At 72.4% G+C, this 20,706-nt stretch carries 15 protein-coding genes; 11 read left to right on the top strand and 4 right to left on the bottom strand.

The window, feature by feature from the left end:
• Window positions 1-131 precede the first annotated feature (131 nt).
• The 5 genes from V6N00_RS09430 to V6N00_RS09410 all read left to right on the top strand — a co-directional run bounded on the left by V6N00_RS09430 (window position 132) and on the right by V6N00_RS09410 (window position 6,852).
• Entirely contained in the window at window positions 132-1,442 is a 1,311-nt protein-coding gene (locus V6N00_RS09430) for an extracellular solute-binding protein (protein WP_334231844.1), read from the top strand.
• Complete coding sequence (locus tag V6N00_RS09425) at window positions 1,439-2,344, top strand: carbohydrate ABC transporter permease (RefSeq protein ID WP_334231842.1); 906 nt, start codon at window positions 1,439-1,441, stop codon at window positions 2,342-2,344. Before V6N00_RS09430 ends, V6N00_RS09425 begins: the two co-directional genes overlap by 4 nt.
• A gap of 1 nt (window position 2,345) precedes the next feature.
• The gene (locus V6N00_RS09420; RefSeq protein ID WP_334231840.1) at window positions 2,346-3,218 is read left to right on the top strand and encodes a carbohydrate ABC transporter permease; all 873 of its coding nucleotides are present in this window, start codon (window positions 2,346-2,348) and stop codon (window positions 3,216-3,218) included.
• Between the two features lie 67 nt (window positions 3,219-3,285).
• Window positions 3,286-5,607, top strand: a complete 2,322-nt coding sequence (locus V6N00_RS09415) for a glycoside hydrolase family 3 N-terminal domain-containing protein (RefSeq protein ID WP_334231839.1) — start codon at window positions 3,286-3,288, stop codon at window positions 5,605-5,607.
• Between the two features lie 162 nt (window positions 5,608-5,769).
• Window positions 5,770-6,852, top strand: a complete 1,083-nt coding sequence (locus tag V6N00_RS09410) for an aldose epimerase family protein (protein ID WP_334231837.1) — start codon at window positions 5,770-5,772, stop codon at window positions 6,850-6,852.
• A 137-nt stretch (window positions 6,853-6,989) separates the two neighbouring features.
• Here V6N00_RS09410 and xylB read toward each other — a convergent pair whose 3' ends face one another.
• A complete protein-coding gene (gene xylB / locus V6N00_RS09405; RefSeq protein ID WP_334231835.1) occupies window positions 6,990-8,456 on the bottom strand; it encodes a xylulokinase in 1,467 nt (488 codons plus the stop codon).
• 3 nt (window positions 8,457-8,459) lie between these two features.
• Window positions 8,460-9,638, bottom strand: a complete 1,179-nt coding sequence (xylA, locus tag V6N00_RS09400; protein WP_334231833.1) for a xylose isomerase — start codon at window positions 9,636-9,638, stop codon at window positions 8,460-8,462.
• A gap of 79 nt (window positions 9,639-9,717) precedes the next feature.
• On the opposite strand from xylA, the gene V6N00_RS09395 reads away from it, so the two are divergent.
• A complete protein-coding gene (locus V6N00_RS09395) occupies window positions 9,718-10,956 on the top strand; it encodes an ROK family transcriptional regulator (RefSeq protein WP_334231832.1) in 1,239 nt (412 codons plus the stop codon).
• A 15-nt stretch (window positions 10,957-10,971) separates the two neighbouring features.
• Here the strand turns inward: V6N00_RS09395 and V6N00_RS09390 are convergent, their stop codons facing one another.
• Window positions 10,972-12,966: a hypothetical protein gene (locus V6N00_RS09390; RefSeq protein WP_334231830.1), complete on the bottom strand. Its 1,995-nt coding sequence runs from the start codon at window positions 12,964-12,966 to the stop codon at window positions 10,972-10,974.
• 279 nt (window positions 12,967-13,245) lie between these two features.
• Window positions 13,246-13,896 (bottom strand): MBL fold metallo-hydrolase, encoded by a 651-nt coding sequence (locus V6N00_RS09385; protein ID WP_334231829.1) that lies wholly within the window; start codon window positions 13,894-13,896, stop codon window positions 13,246-13,248.
• Window positions 13,897-13,981: 85 nt separating this feature from the next.
• Between V6N00_RS09385 and V6N00_RS09380 the strand changes: the two genes are divergently transcribed.
• The 5 genes from V6N00_RS09380 to V6N00_RS09360 all read left to right on the top strand — a co-directional run bounded on the left by V6N00_RS09380 (window position 13,982) and on the right by V6N00_RS09360 (window position 20,699).
• On the top strand, window positions 13,982-14,506 hold the full coding sequence (locus tag V6N00_RS09380; RefSeq protein WP_334231828.1) for a MarR family winged helix-turn-helix transcriptional regulator: 525 nt from the start codon (window positions 13,982-13,984) through the stop codon (window positions 14,504-14,506).
• 12 nt (window positions 14,507-14,518) lie between these two features.
• Window positions 14,519-16,429 (top strand): MDR family MFS transporter, encoded by a 1,911-nt coding sequence (locus V6N00_RS09375; protein ID WP_334231827.1) that lies wholly within the window; start codon window positions 14,519-14,521, stop codon window positions 16,427-16,429.
• A 156-nt stretch (window positions 16,430-16,585) separates the two neighbouring features.
• A complete protein-coding gene (locus tag V6N00_RS09370) occupies window positions 16,586-18,376 on the top strand; it encodes an ABC transporter ATP-binding protein (protein ID WP_334231826.1) in 1,791 nt (596 codons plus the stop codon).
• Entirely contained in the window at window positions 18,373-20,289 is a 1,917-nt protein-coding gene (locus tag V6N00_RS09365) for an ABC transporter ATP-binding protein (protein ID WP_416385062.1), read from the top strand. The genes V6N00_RS09370 and V6N00_RS09365 overlap by 4 nt, the downstream gene beginning before the upstream one ends.
• A complete protein-coding gene (locus V6N00_RS09360) occupies window positions 20,286-20,699 on the top strand; it encodes a GntR family transcriptional regulator (protein WP_334231824.1) in 414 nt (137 codons plus the stop codon). Before V6N00_RS09365 ends, V6N00_RS09360 begins: the two co-directional genes overlap by 4 nt.
• Window positions 20,700-20,706: the final 7 nt, after the last annotated feature.

The following is a 20,706-nucleotide window of genomic DNA, read 5'->3' as shown; positions in this document are numbered from 1 at the left end:
GCCGCGCCCTAGCTTATTTGTTGCGTGGAAGAAAAAAGTCGTCGATCCCTCTTGTCCCGCGCTGATGCGCTGCTCTAGCGTGTCATGTGACGGAAACAACAGCGCAACGTTGCGCAGAAATGAGGATGGCCATGCGAGGACTACGGACGGGCATGGTGGCGGTCGCCGTCGCCTCGGCGCTCGCGCTCACCGGCTGTGGCGGGGGAGCGAAGCCGGGCGGTGCGGGCGGAGCGAACGGTGGGTCGGGATTCTCCGCGTGGGCTCTGACGGGCGGCGCCGAGCAGGCGTTCCACGACTCGTTCGACGAGTGGAACGGCGCCCACGGCGACGCCAAGGTCGACTCGCAGTTCTTCGCCAACGACGCGTACAAGGAGAAGATCCGCACGGCGGTCGGCTCCGGCAACGCCCCGACGCTGATCTACAACTGGACCGGCGGCACGCTCAAGGAGTACGTGCAGAACAAGAAGGTCGTCGACCTGACCGACTCGACGAAGGACCTCCAGTCCCGGATCCTGCCCTCGGTGCTCGAATCCGGCAAGGTCGACGGCAAGGTCTACGCGGTCCCGAACAACAACGCCCAGCCGGTCGTGCTGTTCTCCAACAAGGACCTCATGACGAAGGCCGGCATCAGCGCTGCGCCGACCACCTTCGACGAGTTGCTCTCCGACGTCGCGAAGCTCAAGGCGGCCGGCGTCAAGACGCCGATCGCCCTCGCCGGCCAGAGCGTGTGGCCCGAGCTGATGTGGATCGAGTACCTCGCGGACCGCGTGGGAGGCCCGCAGCTGTTCGCCAAGATCAAGGCCGGCGACGCGTCCGCCTGGAGCGACCCGGCGATGCTCAAGGCCCTCGACATGATCTCCCAGCTGGTCAAGGCCGGGGCGTTCGGTGACCGCTACGGTTCGGTCACCGCGGACTCGGGCGCCGACGTCGCCCTCATCCACCAGAACCAGGCGGGCATGCTCCTGCAGGGCGCCTGGGTCTACGCGAGCTTCCTCACGGACAACCCGGACTTCGTCAAGGCCGGCAAGCTCGGCTACGCCAACTTCCCGTCGGTCGCCGGCGGCAAGGGCGACCCGAAGGACATCGTCGGCAACCCGGCGAACTTCTGGTCGATCTCCGCGTCCGCGACGGATGCGCAGAAGAAGGCGGCGACGCAGTACCTGAACGAGGCGCTGTTCGACGACACCTACGTCAAGTCGCTCATCGACGGCGGCAACGTCCCGGTCACCAAGGACGCCGAGAGCAAGCTCTCCGCCTCGGACCAGAAGGACTTCCTGACCTACGCCTACGGCATGGTCAAGAACGCGCCGAACTTCGAGCTCTCCTGGGACCAGGCGCTCACCTCCGGTCAGTCCCAGACCCTGCTGACGAACCTCGGCAAGCTGTTCCTGGGCCAGGGGACGGCACAGCAGTTCGCGGACGCCATGAAGGCGGCCAAGTGAGTCCAGCACGACGAGCCGGTGCGCGTGAGCGTGCGCGCACCGGCCCCTCGGCCTGGCTCGCGGCGCCGGCGCTCGCGTTCTTCGCGGTCTTCGCGCTGATTCCCCTCGTCGGGGTCGTGGCGCTGTCCTTCACCTCGTGGGACGGCCTCGGCACCCCCTCGTGGATCGGTGCCGACAACTGGGGTCGCATCCTCAGCGACCCCACCACGCAACGCGCCTTCGGCCTCACGCTCATCCTGACCGCCGCCAGCTGGCTCGTCCAGTTCCCCGTGAGCCTGCTGCTCGGCGTGTTCATGGCCGGTCAGGAGCGGTACCGGGCGGTGCTCTCCGTCCTGTACTTCCTGCCGCTGCTGTTCTCGGCGGCCGCGATCGGCATCGCCTACAAGGCCCTGCTGGACCCGAACTTCGGCCTCGGCCGCGCCTTCGGGCTGGACTGGCTGAACCAGGACTGGCTCGGCAACCCGGCCCTCGCGATGCCCACCCTGCTGTTCGTCGTCTCCTGGTCGTTCATCCCGTTCCACTCCCTGCTCTACCAGGGCGCCGTCCGGCAGATCCCCGTGCAGATGTACGAGGCGGCCCGCATCGACGGTGCCGGCCGGGTCACCTCGTTCCTGCACATCACGCTGCCGCAGGTGCGCAACACGATCATCACGTCCTCGACGCTGATGATCGTCGGCTCCCTGACGTACTTCGACCTGATCTTCGTCATGACGGGCGGCGGACCGGGCGACGCGACGCGGATCCTCCCGCTGGACATGTACCTGCGCGGCTTCCGCTCCTACGACATGGGCGGGGCGAGCGTCGTCGGGGTGCTCCTCGTCGTCGTCGGCCTGACCGTCTCGCTCGCACTGAACCGACTCGGCGGCGGCGCCAACGCCGCCAGCCGCCTGGAAGGGGCCTGACATGGCCATCGCCCTGCGCGAACGGAAGCCCTCCGCCATCTCCCTCGGCCTGCGCGGCCGCAAGGCCCCCAACCTCATCGGCGGGATCCTCGGCTGGCTCTGGCTGGCGATCACGATCCTGCCGATCTACTACATCGTCGTCACGAGCCTGCGCCCGCGCGCCGAGTACTTCTCCGCGAACCCGCTCTCCATCCCGACGGCGCCGACGCTGGCCGCCTACGGGCAGGTGCTCAAGGCCGACTTCGCGACCTACTTCCTCAACTCGGTGATCGTCACCGGGGTCAGCGTGGCCGTGGCCGTGTTCGTCTGCCTGCTCGCGGCGTACGTGATCGTGCGCAACCCGTCACGGTTCTCCCGGCGGTTCTTCGACGCGCTGCTGCTCGGCATCGCGATCCCGCTGCAGGGCGTGATCATCCCCGTGTACTACCTGATCGTGCAGCTGGGCCTCTACGACACCCTGTGGGCGCTGATCCTGCCGTCCATCGCCTTCGCCATCCCGATCACCGTGCTCATCCTCGTCAACTTCCTGCGGGACGTGCCGGGGGAGTTGTTCGAGTCGATGACCGTCGACGGCGCGAGCCCCTGGCGGATGCTGTGGTCCCTCGCGGTGCCCCTGGCCCGGCCGGCGATCATCACCGTGGCGATCTACGACGCACTGAACGTGTGGAACGGCTTCCTGTTCCCGCTGATCCTCACCCAGAGCGCCGGCGAGCGCGTGCTGCCCCTGTCGCTGTGGTCCTTCCAGGGCGCCTTCACGGTCAACGTGCCCGCCGTCCTGGCCGCCGTCGTGCTCTCGGTCCTGCCGCTGCTCGTCGCCTACGCCGTCGGACGCCGGCAGCTCGTCTCGGGCCTGACCGCCGGCTTCTCGAAGTAACCCCGTCTCCTTCTCCTTTCTCTGTCCTTGTCTCGCACCGGTCCCGGTGCCCGTCCCCAGGAGCTTCATGCATCTCCGGAACGACCAGCATCTCTGGAACGACCCGCAGCAGTCCACCGAGTCCCGGGTGGCCGCCCTGCTCGCCGAACTCTCCCTCGCGGAGAAGATCGGCCAGCTCGGCAGCTTCTGGCCCACGCCGCGACAGGCCGGACAGATCGCCGGTGATGTCGCCCCGATGGAGAGCGGCCTGAGTGCCGGCGTCACCTGGGACGACGCGACCCGCGACGGGCTCGGTCACCTGACCCGCAACTGGGGCACCGAGCCGGTGTCCGTGGAGGACGGCCTGGCGCATCTGCGCGACTACCAGCGGCAGGTCGTGGACCGGTCCCGGCTCGGCATCCCCGCGATCGCCCACGAGGAGTGCCTGACCGGGTTCACCGCCTACGGGGCGACCGTCTACCCCGCCGCGATCGCCTGGGGCGCGACGTTCGACCCGGACCTCATCGAGCGGATGGCCCACGCCATCGGCGCGGACCTCGCGGCGGTCGGCGTGCACCAGGGCCTCTCCCCGCTGCTCGACGTCGTGCGCGACTACCGATGGGGCCGCGTCGAGGAGACGACGGGAGAGGACCCGTACCTCGTCGGCACCCTCGGCGCCGCGTACGTGCGGGGCCTGCAGTCCGCGGGCGTGCACGCGACGCTCAAGCACTTCGCCGGCTACTCCGCCTCCCGTGCCGGCCGCAACCACGCGCCCGTGCCGATGGGGCCCCGCGAGTTCGAGGACGTCATGCTCTACCCGTTCGAGGTCGCGGTGCGCGAGGGCGGCGCTCGCTCGGTGATGAACTCCTACTCCGACGTCGACGGTGTGCCCGCCGGCGCGAACCGGGACCTGCTGACCGGGGTGTTGCGCGAGCGGTGGGGCTTCGACGGCGTCGTCGTCTCCGACTACTGGGCCGTGACCTTCCTCGAGACCATGCATCGCATCGCCGGCGGGCCGGCCGAGGCCGCCGCGCTCGCGGTCGGCGCCGGCCTGGACGTCGAGCTGCCCAACACCGGCACGTACGCGCGGCTCGCGGAGGCCGTCGAGGCCGGCCTGCTCGACGAGGCCGCGATCGACACCGCCGTCGAGCGGGTGCTGCGCCAGAAGATCGATCTCGGCCTGCTCGACCCCGGGTTCGACCCCGAGACCGTCGGCGCCGACCGGGACCTGGACTCCGCGGCGAACCGGCAGCTGGCTCGCGAGGTGGCCGAGCAGAGCATCGTGCTGCTGGCCAACGACGGCGTCCTCCCGCTCGCGGAGGGCACGTCGGTCGCCCTGATCGGGCCGTGCGCGGACGAGGCCCGCACCTTCATGGGTTGCTACTCGTTCCCCAACCACGTGCTCGGCCGCTACCCCGACCTCGGACTGGGCCTGCGCGTCGACTCGCTGCGGGAGGCGCTGACCGAGCGGCTCGGCGACGCCGTGACCCACACGCTCGGCGCCCCCGTGCTCGAGGCCGACCGGTCCGGTATCGACGCCGCCGTCGACCTCGCGAAAGCCGCCGATGTCGCGGTGCTGGCCGTCGGCGACCTCGCGGGCCTCTTCGGTCAGGGCACCTCGGGGGAGGGCTGCGACGCGGAGGACCTGCGCCTGCCCGGCGTCCAGGGCGACCTGGTCGAGGCGGTGCTCGCGACCGGCACGCCCGTGGTCCTCGTCGTCGTCTCCGGCCGCCCCTACGCGCTCGGCGCGTACGCCGACCGCTGTGCCGCCGTGGTCCAGGCGTTCATGCCCGGCGAGGAGGGCGGCGCGGCGCTGACCGACGTGCTCACCGGCGTCGTCGACCCCTCCGGCCGCCTCCCGGTCGGCATCCCCGCCACCGTCGGCGGCCAGCCCGGCACCTACCTGGCGCCGCCGCTCGGCTGGTTCAGCGAGGGTGTCTCCAACCTGGACCCGCGGCCGCTCTACCCGTTCGGGCACGGCCTCGGCTACACCCGGCTCAGCCTCGGCGAACCGTCCCTGGACCGCACCGAGATCGCCGTCGACGGGGAGCTCGTCGTCAGCGTTCCCGTCAGCAACCCGGGCGAGCGGCGCGGCACCGAGGTGGTCCAGCTCTACCTGCACGACGACGTCGCCGAGGTCACCCGGCCGATCATCGCGCTCATCGGCTACGCCAAGGTGAGCCTCGAGCCCGGTGAGTCGGCGTGCGTCCGGTTCCGGGTGCACGCGGACCGCACCTCCTTCACGGGCACGTCGCTGGAGCGCATCGTCGAGCCCGGGGCGATGAGCCTGCGCGTGGGCACGTCCAGCCGGGACCTGCCGGCGGAGCTGCCCTTCACCCTCATCGGGCAACGGCGCGTGGTGCCCGAGGGGCGTGTGCTCACGACCCCGTGGACACTCGAACGGCAGTGACGCCGCACCGGTGACGGTCGTCCCCGGCTGTCGCCACGAGCGGCGTCCGGTCCCGCGGCCGGGGGACCGCGGGACGGACGGCGACCGGCGGGTGCCGGCGGCGGGTGTCGTGGCGCGTGAGATGGTGGACCGGACCCGACGTGCGAGGACAGGAGCACAACCGTGAACGAGGCCGTGGAGGCGTCCGTGGACACACGGGAGGAGGCGCCTGGCTCGTCGCGCCGGTTCGGCACCGACGCGTCGGGTGATCCGGTCACCGCGCTGGTCATCGGCAGCGAGGCGCTCGCGGTCACCCTCCTGGACCGCGGCGCGACCGTGAACCGGATCCGGCTGCGCGACCGCAGGGCCGATGACGCCTGGACCGACGTCGCGCTGGGCTTCGCCGACATGGCCGGCTACCTCGCCCATCCCGACGCCTTCCTGGGCGGGCTGATCGGCCGGTTCGCCAACCGGATCGCGGGCGCGGCCTTCGACCTCGAGGGGCAGCGGTACACCCTCGACGCGAACAACGGGAACAACACCCTCCACGGCGGTGCCGCCGGGTTCGACCGGCGGCACTGGCAGGTCACCGCGCACACGCCGTTCACCCTCGAGCTCGCGCTGACCAGTCCCGACGGGGACGGCGGCTTTCCCGGGCGCCTCGACGTGACCGCCCGGTACACGGTCGAGGGATCGACGCTGGACCTGGCGATCGAGGCCGTCACCGACGCGCCCACGCCCGTGAGCCTGACCAGCCACCTCTACCTCAACCTCGCCGGCCACGGCAGCGTGGACGAGCACGTGCTGCGGGTCCCCGCGGGGCGGGTGCTGGCCGTGGACGCGACCAGCATCCCGGGAGACGTCGTCGACGTGGCCGACGCGGGCCTGGACCTGCGCGACGGGGTGGATCTCGGCCGCGCCCGCCGGCGACCGGTGCCGCAGGTCGCCGCGGTCGGCGGCATCGACCACCCGTACCTGCCGGACGGGGAGGGGCTGCGGGAGATCGCGGACCTGAGCCTGCCCGGCACCGGCCGCGCGGTGCGCCTGCTCGCCGACCAGCCCTCGGTGCAGGTGTACACGGGCAACGTCCTGGCGACCGGCGTGCCCGGTCACGGCGGCGCCCTCTACCGGCCCGGCGACGGGGTGGCCCTCGAGGCGCAGCAGTGCCCCGACGCCCCCAACCGACCGGACCTGCCGTCCACGGTGCTGCAGCCGGGTCAGACGCGGCGCGTGCACATCCGCTGGGAGTTCCGCACCGCCGACTGACCCGCCGTGCCGCCGACGGGCGTCAGCAGGGGGCAGCCGGGAACCCGGCCCACCCCGGTCGTGCGACCGGGGTGGGCCCGCCCGTCAGCAGGTCCCCCCCGGAAGTCGTCGGCGCGTGGTGGTGGAGACCGCGGTGCTCAGGCGCCTGCCGTCGGTGCGAACGCCTCGGCCTCCCGGGCGGCCTGCCGGTCGTACGCCGCACGGACGTCCGGCTGCGCCTCGCCCGTGTACCGCTCGTCCCCGTTGCGCTCCCATGCCACGAGCGTGCCCGCACCGGCGGCGGCGGTCGCCGCCTGCCGCGCGGCGCCGTCGGCCACGTACTCGCCCGGCGCCGGAACGACGACGGGCACCCCGAGCAGGCCGGGAGCGAGCCGGCGCACGGCCTCCGAGCGGGAGCCGCCGCCGACGAGTGTCACCTCGGCGACGTCGACGCCGAGCGCCCGGATGCCGTCCAGGGCCGCGGCGAGGTGGCACAGCAGCCCCTCGACGACGGCGCGCGCCAGGTTCTCGCGGGTCAGCGACGCGGGTGTCATGCCGTGGAGCGAACCCGTGGCCCGCGGGAGATTCGGGGTGCGTTCACCCTCCAGGTAGGGCACGTGCACGAGGCCGCCGGCGCCGGGCCGTGCGGCCAGGGCCAGCGCGCTGAGGTCGGCGTGGTCGACGCCGAGCAGGCGCCGGCCGCCCTCGAGGACGCGGGTCCCGTTGAGCGTGCACGCGAGCGGCAGGAACGCACCCGTCGCGTCGGCGAAACCGGCGACGATGCCGCTCGGGTCCGCGGCGGCGGACCCGGCGACGGCGGCGACCACGCCCGAGGTGCCGATCGAGACGAACACCTGGCCCGGGGCGAGCCCGAGGCCGAGGGCCGCACCGGCGTTGTCGCCGCAGCCGGGGGCCAGCGTGATGCCTGCGGGAATCGCACCGGCGGCCGCCGTCGTCCCGACCGCCTCGAACGGCTCGGCGACGCGGGGCAGCGCCAGCTCGTCGGGGCCGACGTCGCGGTGCAGCGCCCGGGAGAGCAGCTCCCACCGGTACTGCCCCGAGGCCGGGTGCCAGTAGCCGGTGCCGGACGCGTCGGAGCGATCCGTGGTCAGCGTGCGGACGTCCGTCGAACCGGTGAGCCGCCAGGTCAGCCAGTCGTGGGGGAGGGCGACGGCGGCCACCCGCGCAGCGTTGTCCGGTTCATGGTCGGCGAGCCACCGCAGCTTGGTCACCGTGAAGGAGGCCAGCGGCACCGAGCCGCCCGCCTCCAGCAGCGCGTCGCGGCCGCGGCCGAGGTCGCCGTCGCCCAGTTCCCGGGCGAGGTCCTCGGCCGCGTCCGCCGAACGCGTGTCGTTCCACAGCAGCGCGGGCCGGATGACGGCGCCGTCGGCGTCGAGCGCGACCATGCCGTGCTGCTGGCCGCCGACCGCCATCGCGGTGACGCCCTCCAGGCCGCCCGCATCCTCGACGGCCGCCTGCAGGGCGGACCACCAGGCCTCGGGGTCGACCTCCGTGCCGTCGGGGTGCGGCGCCGAGCCGGAGCGCACGAGCGCCCCGGTCGCGGCGTCGCGGATGACGACCTTGCAGGACTGCGTCGAGCTGTCGACGCCGGCGACGAGGGCCACGGGTCAGCCGATCAGGTGCTCGAGGGCGAGCTGGTGCAGCTGGACGAACCCGTAGTCGCGCTCGGCGGCGGCGTCGAGGTCGAACCCGTCGTCGGCGGCGAGGAAGTCCGCCACGGACTCCCCGGCGGACAGCGTGGGCTCGGCGAGGTCGGCAACGCCGGCGTAGCGCATGGCCTCCTGCACGCGGTCGTCCGCGCGGAACGCCCGGGCCTTCTCCGCCAGCTGCAGGTAGGTGGCCATGTTGGCCTCCGCCGACTTCCACACGCCCTCGAAGTACTCGGTGCGCGAGGGCTTGTAGTCGAAGTGCCGCGGCCCGGTGTAGCGGGGGCCGTCGGGGGAGCCCGGGAAGCCGTTCTCGAGCAGGTCGACCGTGAAGAACGCCGAGAGCAGGTCGCCGTGACCGAACACGAGGTCCTGGTCGTACTTCAGGCCCTTCTGGCCGTTCAGGTCGATGTGGAACAGCTTGCCGCTGAACAGCGCCTGCGCCAGCGCGTGCGTGTAGTTGAGGTTGGCCATCTGCTCGTGGCCGGTCTCGGGGTTCAGGCCGACGATGTCGCCGTGCTCGAGCTCGGCGATCAGCGCCAGGGCGTGCCCGACGGTGGGCAGGAAGATGTCGCCGCGCGGCTCGTTGGGCTTCGGCTCGAGGCCGATGCGCAGGTCGTAGCCCTGGCTCTTGATGTAGCCGGCCACGGTGTCCAGACCCTCCTTGTACCGCTGCATCGCGGCGAAGAGGTTCTTGGAGGAGTCGTACTCGGCGCCCTCGCGGCCGCCCCACATGACGAAGGTGCTGGCGCCCATCTCGGCGGCCAAGTCGACGGCGGAGAGCACCTTGCGCAGCCCGAAGCGGCGCACGCCGCGGTCGTTCGACGTCAGGCCGCCGTCCTTGAAGACGGGGTGGGTGAAGGTGTTGGTGGTGACCATCTCGATCACCAGGCCGGCCTTGTCGGCGGCGTCCTTGAGCTGGCCGGTGATGCGGCGGCGGGTCTGCTCGTCCGCGTCGAACGGGAAGACGTCGTTGTCGTGGAACGTGATGCCCCACGCGCCGAGCTCGGCGAGCTTCTCGGCGTACTGCCAGGGGTCCAGGCTCGGCCGGGTCGCGGATCCGAACGGGTCGATGCCCGTCCACCCGACCGTCCAGAGGCCGAATGAGAACTGGTCGTCCTTCGTGGGCTGGCGCACCATCGTGGCTCCTTCGTGAAACCGTCGTCCATCATTTGTTGCTTCACACAACATAATAGTGACGTCGGCTACAGTCAATGCCGTGAACACCGCCACCGGTGCCCCCGCGCGGCCTCGACCGGCGGCGGCCGCGACCCAGGCCACGCTGCGCGAGCACAATCTCTCGCTCGTCGCCCGCATCGTCCTCGGCGCGCCCACGGCGATGTCCCGCGCCGATGTCGCCGCCGCGACGGCGCTGACCCGTTCGACCGTCTCCCGCCTCGTCGACGACCTGCTCACCGGCGGCCTCGTGCGCGAGGTCGCGAAGGTCGGCGGGGGGCTCGGGCGTCCCGCGACGCCCGTCGTCGCCGACGACCGGCTGTGCGCGCTCGGCCTGCAGGTCAACGCCACGTTCCTGCTGGCACGGCTGGTGGCGCTGGACGGCACCGTGGTGGCCGAGGAGGCCGTCGACGGTGACTTCGTGGGCAGCGACCCCGCCGAGGTGCTGCCACTGATGGGCGCGTGCGGGACGCGGGTGGTCGCCGCCGGCGGGGAGGACCGGACGCTGGTCGGGACGGGGCTCGCGCTGCCCGGCATCGTGCGCCCCGAGACGGGCACGCTTCTGCGGGCGCCCAACCTCGGCTGGCCCACCCTCGACCCCGAGCCCATGCTCGCGGCACCGGAGCTCGGGCCCGTGCTCGTGGGCAACGAGGCCGACTGTGCCGCCGTGACCGTCGCCCAGCCCGTCCCGGGCCGCCCGGACGGACCACAGGACTTCATCTACCTCTCGGGCGAGATCGGCATCGGCGGTGCCGCGGTGCTCGGCGGCCGGGTGATGCGCGGCCAGCACGGCTGGGCGGGGGAGATCGGGCACGTGTGCGTGGACGCCGACGGTCCGGCCTGCCCGTGCGGCTCGCGCGGCTGCCTCGAGCGCTACGCCGGGCTGCGGGCGCTGCAGACCGCCGCCGGGCTGCCCACGACGGCCGGCATCGACCAGTTCGCCGCCGCCTGCCGGGCCGGGGACGAGGCCGCCCTGCAGTCCCTGGCGACCGCCACCGGAGCACTGGAGACCGCCCTCGTCAGCGCCGTCAACCTGCTCGACATCCCCGCCGTCGTCCTCGGCGGTCACCTCGGCCGGCTGGGCGCCCTGATCGCCCCGGACCTCGCCGCGAGGCTCGGGTCCCGCGTGCTGGCGGGCCGGTTCGGCGGCCCCACCGTCACGGTCGACGAGCACGTCGAGGACCGCGCTCCCGCCGCGACCGGCGCCGCGATCACCGTGCTCGAGGGCGTCGTCGACCGGCCGGCGGCCTGGATCGACGGCGCCCGCCGCGCTCGCGGCTGAGGACGCCGCTTCGCGTCATCCGGCCGCGTCGACGCCGGGCAGGTGCGCAGGCTCGCCGAGCGGGTACGCGATGAGCACGCCCGGTGCGGTCGGGTCGACCGACTGCGGCGCCAGCGGGCCCGTCAGCGACCGCGCCCAGATCAGCAGGTTGGCGGCGGTGGCGCTGTCCAGAACGGTCGGTCGACCGGCGTCGGAGCTGATGAGCACCCGGTGCCGGTCCGCGCCGTCCGTCCCCGGATCGGCGGGGAAGGCCGCCACGGTGACCGGGGAGTCGGCGATGCGTCGGGCCAGCAGGAGCAGCACCCGCGTGTCGACCCGCCCGCTGCGGATCAGCTCCCGGTCCCCGGCGGTCAGCGTCAGCCGGGAATCCGCCAGGAGGCCGGCGCCGGCCGAGCTCCGCGCGCGCCGCTGCTCCGCGTCGACGTGCTGCGGGACCAGGAAGGGTCCGGCCGGGGCCGTGGCGGCACGGTGTTCGATCTGCCAGACCACGACACGGTCGGCGTCGGTTCCGAAGGACCCCACGAGGGTGGCCCCCTCGAAGGCGGTCGCGACCGGACCCGGTCGGTCGGCCAGCGCGCGGAATGCGGTGTTCGCGACGACGTAGTCGACGGCGCGCAGGGCGTCCGGTGTCGGCTCGGAAAGGGCGACGCGTTCGTCCTCGGCGCCGTACCGGACGAGGCGGGCCGGGCTGAAGCCGGCGTGCAGCAGGGCCACCCAGGTGGCGTCGTCGGCGACGACGCGCCTGTCCCGGGCGACGTTCTGCAGCACCCACCGCTGGGCCTGGGACGCCGCCGGATCGGCGTCGGCGGACGCCGTCGCAGCCCAGCGACCCGGCCACACGGCCAGCCCGGCGGCGACGGTGCCCACGAGAGCGACCACGGCCACGGCTGCCCGAGGGCCGAGGACGGGACGATGGGCGGCGCGACGACGGGACGTGGAGCGGAGCGCCGACACGGTGACCCGCTCCGCCACCGCGGCGACGCCGATGGCTGCTAGCGCCGCCAGGGGAACGACGGCGGAGGGGGATACGTCGAGACCGGGCAGCAGCAGGGCGGCCGTGATCAGTGCTGCGGTCACCGCGACGGGGCGGACCCGGCGGATCAGCAGCGCGCCGAGCGTGCCCAGCGTCCCGATGGTCACGGAGACGGGATCGAGGGCCCACCAGGCGGCGATCGCGTCTCCCAGCGGACGGGCGGCACCGGAACCCGGCGATCCCGCCGGACCGGCCGCGATGGTGAAGACCGCGACGACGAGCAGGTACCCGCAGGCCAGTGCCAGGAGGACGCCGCCGGTCAGCAGCATCGACCGGTCCTGCGCTGCGGGACGGCCGTCGGGCGACCGATCGTCCCGGCCGACCCGCAGCAGGAGCCACAGCGGGAGGACCCCGGCCAGGAGGAACGACGGCGCGGTCAGTGCGGCGATCCCGAGACACACCGCCGTCGCGGGGGCGGCGAGGCGCCACCGGTGGACCGTTGCCACGAGGACGGCCAGCAGCCACCAGCCGGTGGCCAGGTTCTCAGCCACCACGAGGCGGTGCTCGGCGAGCGCGAGCGGGGTCAGGGCGAACGCCGCGGCGGCCAGCGTCGCCGCGGGACGGGAGAGGGGCAGACGCCGGCACACCCAGAAGACCAGGGCGGTGCTGACCAGGGTGGCGACGAGCACCGTCTCCCGGGTGGCGTCGATCGCCAGCTCGTGCCGGTCGAAGGCGCCGCTGAGGTGGGTGATCAGGCCGAGCTGGATCCATCCGAGCGGGGGCTGCGCCGTCCACGCCGACGGTACGACCGTGTCGAGATGCGTCAGAGAGAAGGCGCGGCCCGTCAGGGCTGCCTCCTCCGTCACGCCGCCGGGCGTGCCGGACAGTGACGGGATCATCGCGACACCGCTGCACACGAGGACGACGACGAGCCACGGCAGGGATCGGATCGCCTCACCGACGGTGGGGCGGCGGCCCGCCCGGCGGTCGACGGCCGGGGGCCACGGGCTGGACGCCGCGTCGACGGCCGCGCTCACAGGTCGCACCGGTGGGGGAGGATGCGGCAGGACGGAGGAGTGCCGCACGACGAAGGAGTGACCATGTAGGTCCTCGTCTCGCTCGGGAGTGCCGCACCCGCACCCGGGCGCGATCAGTCCGCTCGACGGCCCCCCGGCTCCAGCCGACCGTTTCGGCGCGCACGCCGGTTCCCGCTCGACTGCCTCTGCGGAAGGGATTCGGAGTACACCCGGCCCCCGGATTGGTGCCGCCCGTCCGCGTGAGCACGGACGGACGGCACCGGGATCACTCCGTCCCCGTCACCAGCCCCGCTGTTCCCACTCGGGCAGCGACGGGCGCTCCGCGCCGAGCGTCGTGCGCAGGCCGTGCCCGGGGTGGACGACAGTGTCGTCGTCGAGCTCCTCGAACACCCGCTCGACGACGTCCCGGTACAGGGAGCGGAAGTCCTCCGGGCTGGTCGTGCGGCCGACGCCGCCCGGGAAGAGGGAGTCGCCGCTGAACAGGTGGTCCGGTCCCTCCGGGTCCCGCAGCAGCAGCGCGACGGATCCCGGGGTGTGCCCGCGCAGGGCGATCGCCTCGAGCGCGAAACCGTCGAACTGCCCGACGTCGCCGTGGTCGAGCAGCACGGCGGTCGGCACGTCGATCGCCGGGGCGTCGTCACGTCCGGCGGCAGTGCGGGCGCCCGTCTTCTCGGCGACCTCGGCGAGGGCGCCCACGTGGTCGTGGTGCTGGTGCGTCGTGATGATGAGCTCGAGCTTCGAATCGGCGGGGGAGTCCGTCGCGGCGGACGCGATGAGCTCGGCGATCGCCGGCGCGTCGGCGGCGGCGTCGATGAGCACCTGGGCGCCGGAGCGGCGGCCGGTGAGCAGGTAGACGTTGTTGTCCATGGGGCCGACACTGGTGCTGCGCAGCACTACATCGGTCAGGTCGGTGACGGTGATCTTCGGCATGTGAGCAGCATAACGACGAAGTTAGTTGACCTAAGCAAACAATCCTCCTATTGTTGGTTAGGTCAACAAAACGACGGAGGAGATCATGACCGTCACCGAGGGAACCGCCGCGGCGCTGGTGGAGCAGATCATGCGCCTGCAGCGCATCATCAAGCACGTCACGGCGCACCAGAGCCCGTCCGCCGAGGGGGTGGGGATGGCCCACGTGGGCATCCTCTACATGCTCTGCAGCGCCTCCGAGCGGCGGGCGACGGATCTGGCCGACGACCTCGGGATCGGCACGTCCGCCCTGAGCCGCCAGATCTCGGCTCTGGAGGAGCGGGGGCTGTTGAGCCGGCGCCCCGACCCGGCCGACGGTCGCGCGAGCCTGCTCTCGGTCACCGACGCCGGCCGCGGGCTGGTCGGCGCCGTCAACGCCGAGCGCACGCAGCGCCTCAAAGACCTGTTGACGGGGTGGGACGAGGCCGAGGCCGAGACCGCCACCCGAACCCTGGGCCGACTGAGCGAGGTCTTCCAGATCGCCCAGCACGAGAACGTCCGGCCCCGTCACGACGGGGACCCGGGGGAGGCGCCCGCGAGCGCTCCCGAAGCCGCCATCAAGATCGCGTAGAGGAAACCCTTCATGAGCAGCACCACCACAGCGGAACGGCCGGCGGCGACCCCGCCCGTCGACGAACCGCACATGTCCCACCAGGAGATCCTGGCAGCCCTGACCGGCCTGCTCGCGGCGTTCTTCACCGCGATCCTCTCCTCGACCATCGTCGCCAACGCGCTGCCGCGCATCGTCGGCGACCTGCACGGCACCCAGACCGACTTCGCCTGGATCATCACCGCGGCGCTGCTGTCCAACGCCGCCTCCACCCCGATCTGGGGCAAGCTCGCCGACCTGTTCGACAAGAAGCTCCTCGTCCAGGTGTCCATCGTGATGTTCGTGCTGGGCTCCATCGGCGCCGGGTTGGCGCAGACCATCCCGGTCATGATGATCGGCCGCGTCGTCCAGGGCCTCGCGATGGGCGGTCTGACCGCTCTCGCCCAGGCGATCCTCGGCACGATCATCCCGCCGCGTCAGCGCGGCCGGTACTCGGGCTACATGGGCGGCGTGATGGCCGTGGCCATGTCGGGCGGTCCGCTGCTCGGCGGCGTCATCGTCGACAGCTCGCTCGGCTGGCGGGGCACGTTCTTCGTCTGCGTGCCGCTGGCCGTCATCGCGCTCGTCATCATCCAGCTGAAGCTGCACCTGGGCCACCTGAACGTCAAGCGCAAGGTGTCCATCGACTGGTTCGGCGCCGTGCTGCTCGCCTCGGCGGTCAGCCTGCTCCTCATCTGGGTCTCCTTCGCCGGCAAGGCCGACTACTACGACTGGTGGTCGCCCCAGTCCATCTGGATGGTCGGTGGCGGCATCGTGCTGATCGCCCTCTTCATCTTCGTGGAGTCGCGGGTCACCGAGCCGATCGTGCCGCTGAAGATCGTCTCGGAGCGCACGACGGCGCTCGCCATCATCGCCTCGGTGGCCGTGGGCATCGGCCTGTTCGGTGGCAACACCTACCTCGGCCAGTACTTCCAGATCGCCCGCGGGTACACCCCGACCGAGGCCGGCCTCCTGATGCTGCCGATGATCTTCGGCAACCTGATCGCGACCACCGTCGCCGGACAGCTGATCACCCGCTTCGGCAAGTGGAAGCGCTACCTCGTGATCGGCTCCGTGCTGCTGATCGCCGGCCTCGGGCTCGCCTCGACGCTGGACCACACCACGCCCCTGTGGCAGGTGGGTGTCTACATCTTCCTCGTGGGCCTCGGCACCGGTGCGCTGATGCAGAACCTCGTGCTCGCCGTCCAGAACACCGTGCGGGTGCAGGACATCGGCGCGGCCAGCGCCTCGGTGGCCTTCTTCCGCTCCTTCGGCGGCGCCATCGGCGTGGCCGTGCTCGGCGCGGTCCTCGGCAACCGGGTCACCGACCTGACCACCCAGGGCCTGGCGGCCCACGGCATCCGGTCGACCGGCGGCAGCTCCGGCGCCTCGCTCGACCTGAACGCCCTGCCCGGCCCGATCCGCGAGATCATCCAGGGCGCCTACGGCGACGCGACCGGCCTGATCTTCCGGTACGCCGCGATCGTCGCGGTCGTCGTCCTGATCGCGGTCCTGCTGATCCGTGAGAAGACGCTCCGCACGACCATCGACGTCAAGCCGAGCGCCGAGCCGGTCGACGCCGCCAAGGCCACCCCGCCGTCGGGCTCCATCCCGATCGTCGCGGCTGCGGCCTCCGGGGTCACCGCCGCGGGCACCGTCTCCGGCACGACCGCCGACGACGCCCACGGCCGGGACACCGCCCCGGCCCGGGGTCGGCACGCCGCCGCGGCCGCTGCCGACGACGAGCGCGACGCGGACGGCTCACCGGTCCGCCGGGGCCGGCACGCCGCCCCGGCGACGCACGGTGCTGAACACCGGGCGGAGCACCGCGCGGACGACGGTGTGACCGGCGTCGAGGACCTCGACGCCGACCACGACGACGCACTGGAGGCCGCGCGCCGCTGACCCGGCACGCACTCCAGGGGCGGCACCGGCCCACCGGGCGGGTGCCGCCCATCGGCGCCTCCGGGCCCGGCGTCCTCACGGACCCGGCCCCGGAGGCGTCCCTGGACGGACACTGCGGCAGAGCAGACCTGCGGCAGGACGAAGGAAGGAGACCCGATGCTGATCCGGCTGGTGCGCCGCCACCTCGCCCGCCATCGGGCGGCGGTCACCGCGATCGTGGCGCTGCAGCTGCTGCAGACCCTCGCCACGCTCTACCTGCCGACACTGAACGCGGACATCATCGACGACGGCGTGGTCAAGGCCGACCTCGGCGTGATCTGGTCGCTCGGCGGGTTGATGCTCGTCATGACGGTGGGGCAGATCCTCTGCAACATCGCCGCGATCGCGCTCGCGTCCCGTGTGGCGATGAGCGTGGGCCGGCAGGCCCGCGCCGAGGTGTTCGGTTCCGTCCAGCGGTTCTCGTCGCGGGAGGTGACCCGGTTCGGCGCCCCGTCGCTGATCACCCGGAGCACCAACGACGTCCAGCAGGTCCAGATGATCGTGCTGATGTCGTTCACGATGCTCGTCACGGCGCCGATCATGGGCATCGGCGGCGTCGTGCTCGCCCTGGCGCAGGACGTCGCCCTCTCCGGCCTGCTCCTCGTGGTGCTGCCGGTCCTGCTGGTGGTGATCGGGCTGATCGTCCGGCGGCTCGTCCCGCTGTTCCGCCGCGGGCAGACGCAGCTGGACCGGGTCAACGGCGTGCTGCGCGAGCAGATCATGGGGCTGAGCGTGATCCGCGCCTTCGTGCGCGAGCGCCAGGAGGAGAACCGGTTCGACGCCGCCAACCGGGACCTGACCGGGACCCAGCTCGCCTCGGGCTACCTGTTGGCGCTGATGTTCCCGTCGATCATGCTCGTGGTCAACGTCGCGACCGTCGGGGTCCTGTGGTTCGGGGCCATGCGGATCGACGCGGGTCAGATGCAGATCGGCGCGCTCACCGCGTTCCTCGCCTACATCATGCAGATCCTCATGGCGGTCATGTTCGCGATGTTCCTGTTCATGATGCTGCCGCGCGCTTCCGTCTCGGCCGAGCGGATCCAGGAGGTGCTCGACGCCGAGCCGTCGGTCGTCTCCGCGCCGGACGCCGTCGACGCCTCCGTGCTGATGAAGGAGAGCGGCGGGGAGAGCACCGGGGAGAACGACGGGCGACGCGCCGGGGTCACCGGCGCGCTCCGCTTCGATCACGTCGGCTTCCGGTATCCCGGCGCCCAGCGCACCGTGCTCGAGGACATCAGCTTCACCGCCGAGCCCGGCCGCACGACCGCCATCATCGGCTCGACCGGCGCCGGCAAGACCACGCTGCTCAACCTGATCCCGCGGCTGCTCGACGCCACGGACGGCACCATCACCATCGGCGGCCACCCGATCACCGCGCTGACGCTGGAGAGCCTGCGCGCCGGCATCGGGCTCGTGCCGCAGCGGGCGCACCTGTTCTCCGGCACCGTCGCCACCAACCTGCGGATCGCGGACCCGGACGCGACGGACGAGCAGCTGTGGGCGGCCCTGCGCGTCGCCCAGGCCGCCGACTTCGTCACGGCCCTTCCGGACGGGCTCGCGTCCGCGGTCGAGGCCGGCGGCACCAACTTCTCCGGCGGCCAGCGGCAGCGGCTGTGCATCGCCCGCGCCCTCGTGCGCCGGCCGGGTATCTACCTCTTCGACGACAGCTTCTCCGCGCTGGACTACGCGACCGACGCGCGGGTCCGGTCCGCGCTCGTGCCGTGGACGCGCGACGCCGTCGTCCTCGTGGTCGCCCAGCGGGTCAGCACCATCCGGCACGCGGACACCATCCTCGTCCTGGACGAGGGCGCCGTCGTCGGCTCGGGCACGCACGAGGAACTGCTCGCCGACTGCGCGACCTACCGCGAGATCGTCGAGTCCCAGCTGAGCGCCGAGGAGGCGGCATGAGCATGCGCGGACGGGGCGCGCCCCCGAGCAAACCGCTCCACGTCAAGGCCACGATCGCCCGGCTCGCCGGCGTGATGCGCCCCGACGCCGGCCGCCTCGGGCTCGTCGTGCTGATGGCGATCGCCGCCGTGGGCCTGACCGTCGCCGCCCCGAAGATCCTCGGTGCGGCCACGGACGTCATCTTCGCCGGCGTCGTCGGGCGGATGACGCCCGCGGGCGTCTCCCGCGACCAGCTCATCGCCGGGCTGCGCGCCTCGGGCCAGCAGCAGCAGGCCGACCTGCTCTCCGGCATGTCCTTCGTGCCGGGCCAGGGGCTGGACACCGGCCGCCTGTCGGTGATCCTGCTCGGGGTCCTCGCCCTCTACCTGGTCGCCTTCGTGCTCAACTGGCTGCAGGCCCGGCTCATCGCGGCGTCCGTCCAGCGGGCCATGTACGCGCTGCGCCGGTCCGTGCAGGGCAAGCTCGCCCGGCTGCCGATGGCGCACTTCCACGACCACCCGCGCGGCGAGGTGCTCTCCCGCGTCACCAACGACATCGACAACCTCGCGCAGACCCTCAGCCAGACGCTGACGCAGATCATCGTGTCCGTGCTGACCGTGATCGGCGTCCTCGTCATGATGATCTCGATCTCGCCGGCCCTGGCCGTCGTCGCGGTCGTCAGCATCCCGATCTCCGCGGTCATCACCGTCCTGGTGGCCCGGCGGTCGCAGCCGCAGTTCGTGGCCCAGTGGAACCGCACCGGCGCGCTGAACGCCCACATCGAGGAGATGTTCACGGGCCACGAGGTGGTCACCGCATTCGGCGGTCAGGCGGAGGCCAGGGCGCGGTTCGACGCGACCAACACCGAGCTGTACGACGCGAGCCGCCGCGCCCAGTTCATCTCCGGCCTGATCATGCCCCTGATGATGTTCGTCTCGAACCTCGTCTATGTCGCCGTCGCCGTCGTCGGCGCCATCCAGGTCGCCTCGGGGCTGATCACGATCGGCAGCGTGCAGGCGTTCGTCCAGTACGCCCGGCAGTTCTCCCAGCCGCTCGGCCAGCTCGGCGGCATGCTCAACCTGCTCCAGTCCGGCCTCGCCTCCGCGGAGCGGGTGTTCGAGCTGCTCGACGCGCCCGAGCAGAGCCCGGACCCCGAGGAGTCCGCGCGGCTGCCCGTCGCCCGCGGGCTCGTCGCGTTCGACGACGTGTCCTTCCGCTACCGCGAGGACACGCCCCTGATCGACCACCTCGACCTGCGCGCCGAACCGGGCCAGACGGTCGCCATCGTGGGTCCGACCGGCGCCGGCAAGACCACGCTCGTCAACCTGCTGCTGCGGTTCTACGAACTCGACGGCGGCCGGATCACCATCGACGGTGTCGACATCGCCGCGATGACCCGCTCCGATCTGCGCGGCCATTTCGGCATGGTGCTGCAGGACCCCTGGGTGTTCGGCGGCACCATCCGCGAGAACCTCGCCTACGGCCGGCCCGACGCCACCGAGGAGGAGATCGTCGCGGCCGCGCAGGCCACGTCGGTCGACCACGTGGTCCGGTCCCTGCCGGAGGGCTACGACACCGTGCTGTCCGACGACGGGTCGGCCCTGAGCGCCGGGCAGAAGCAGCTGGTCACCATCGCCCGTGCGCAACTGGCCGACCCCGAGATCCTCATCCTCGACGAGGCGACCAGCTCGGTCGACACCCGCACCGAGGTGCTCATCCAGCAGGCGATGAACCGGCTGCGCACCGGCCGCACGAGCTTCGTCATCGCCCACCGCCTGTCCACCATCCGCGAGGCGGACCTCATCGTCGTGCTCGAGGACGGCCGCGTCGTCGAGCAGGGCGACCACGAGAGCCTGCTCGCCGCCCGCGGCCACTACTACGACCTGTACAACGCGCAGTTCGCCGCGCCCGCCATCGAGGAGGTGAGCCGGTGACCGGGTTCTCCCTGATCGACGCGCTCCACATCGACCCCGCCAGTTCGACCGCACCGTTCGAGCAGGTGCGTCGCTTCATCGCCGCGGCGGCCGCCACCGGGCAGCTGCCCGCGGGGGCCCGTCTGCCACCCGTGCGCACGCTCGCGCAGCAGCTGCACCTCGCGGCGAACACCGTGGCGCGCGCCTATCGGGAGCTCGAGGAGGCGGGTATCGTCGTGACCGCCGGCCGGGCCGGGACCACGGTCGCGGCCGCCGACGCGGCCCGCGAGCGGGTCGCCGCGGCCGCGCGGGACCTCGCCCGGACCGCGAGGGCCGCCGGACTCGATCAGACCGAGGCCGGGATCATGCTCAGCGCGGCCTGGGAGGCCGCCGGCGAGTCCGCCGTCGTCCGCGCGGGTTCGCCGCAGTGAGGTCCGC

The organism is Tersicoccus mangrovi, from assembly GCF_036881825.1.
Classification (GTDB): Bacteria; Actinomycetota; Actinomycetes; order Actinomycetales; family Micrococcaceae; genus Tersicoccus; species Tersicoccus mangrovi.
Note: the sequence above shows the minus strand (reverse complement) of the source record. Positions and strands in the feature narration are given on the sequence as shown.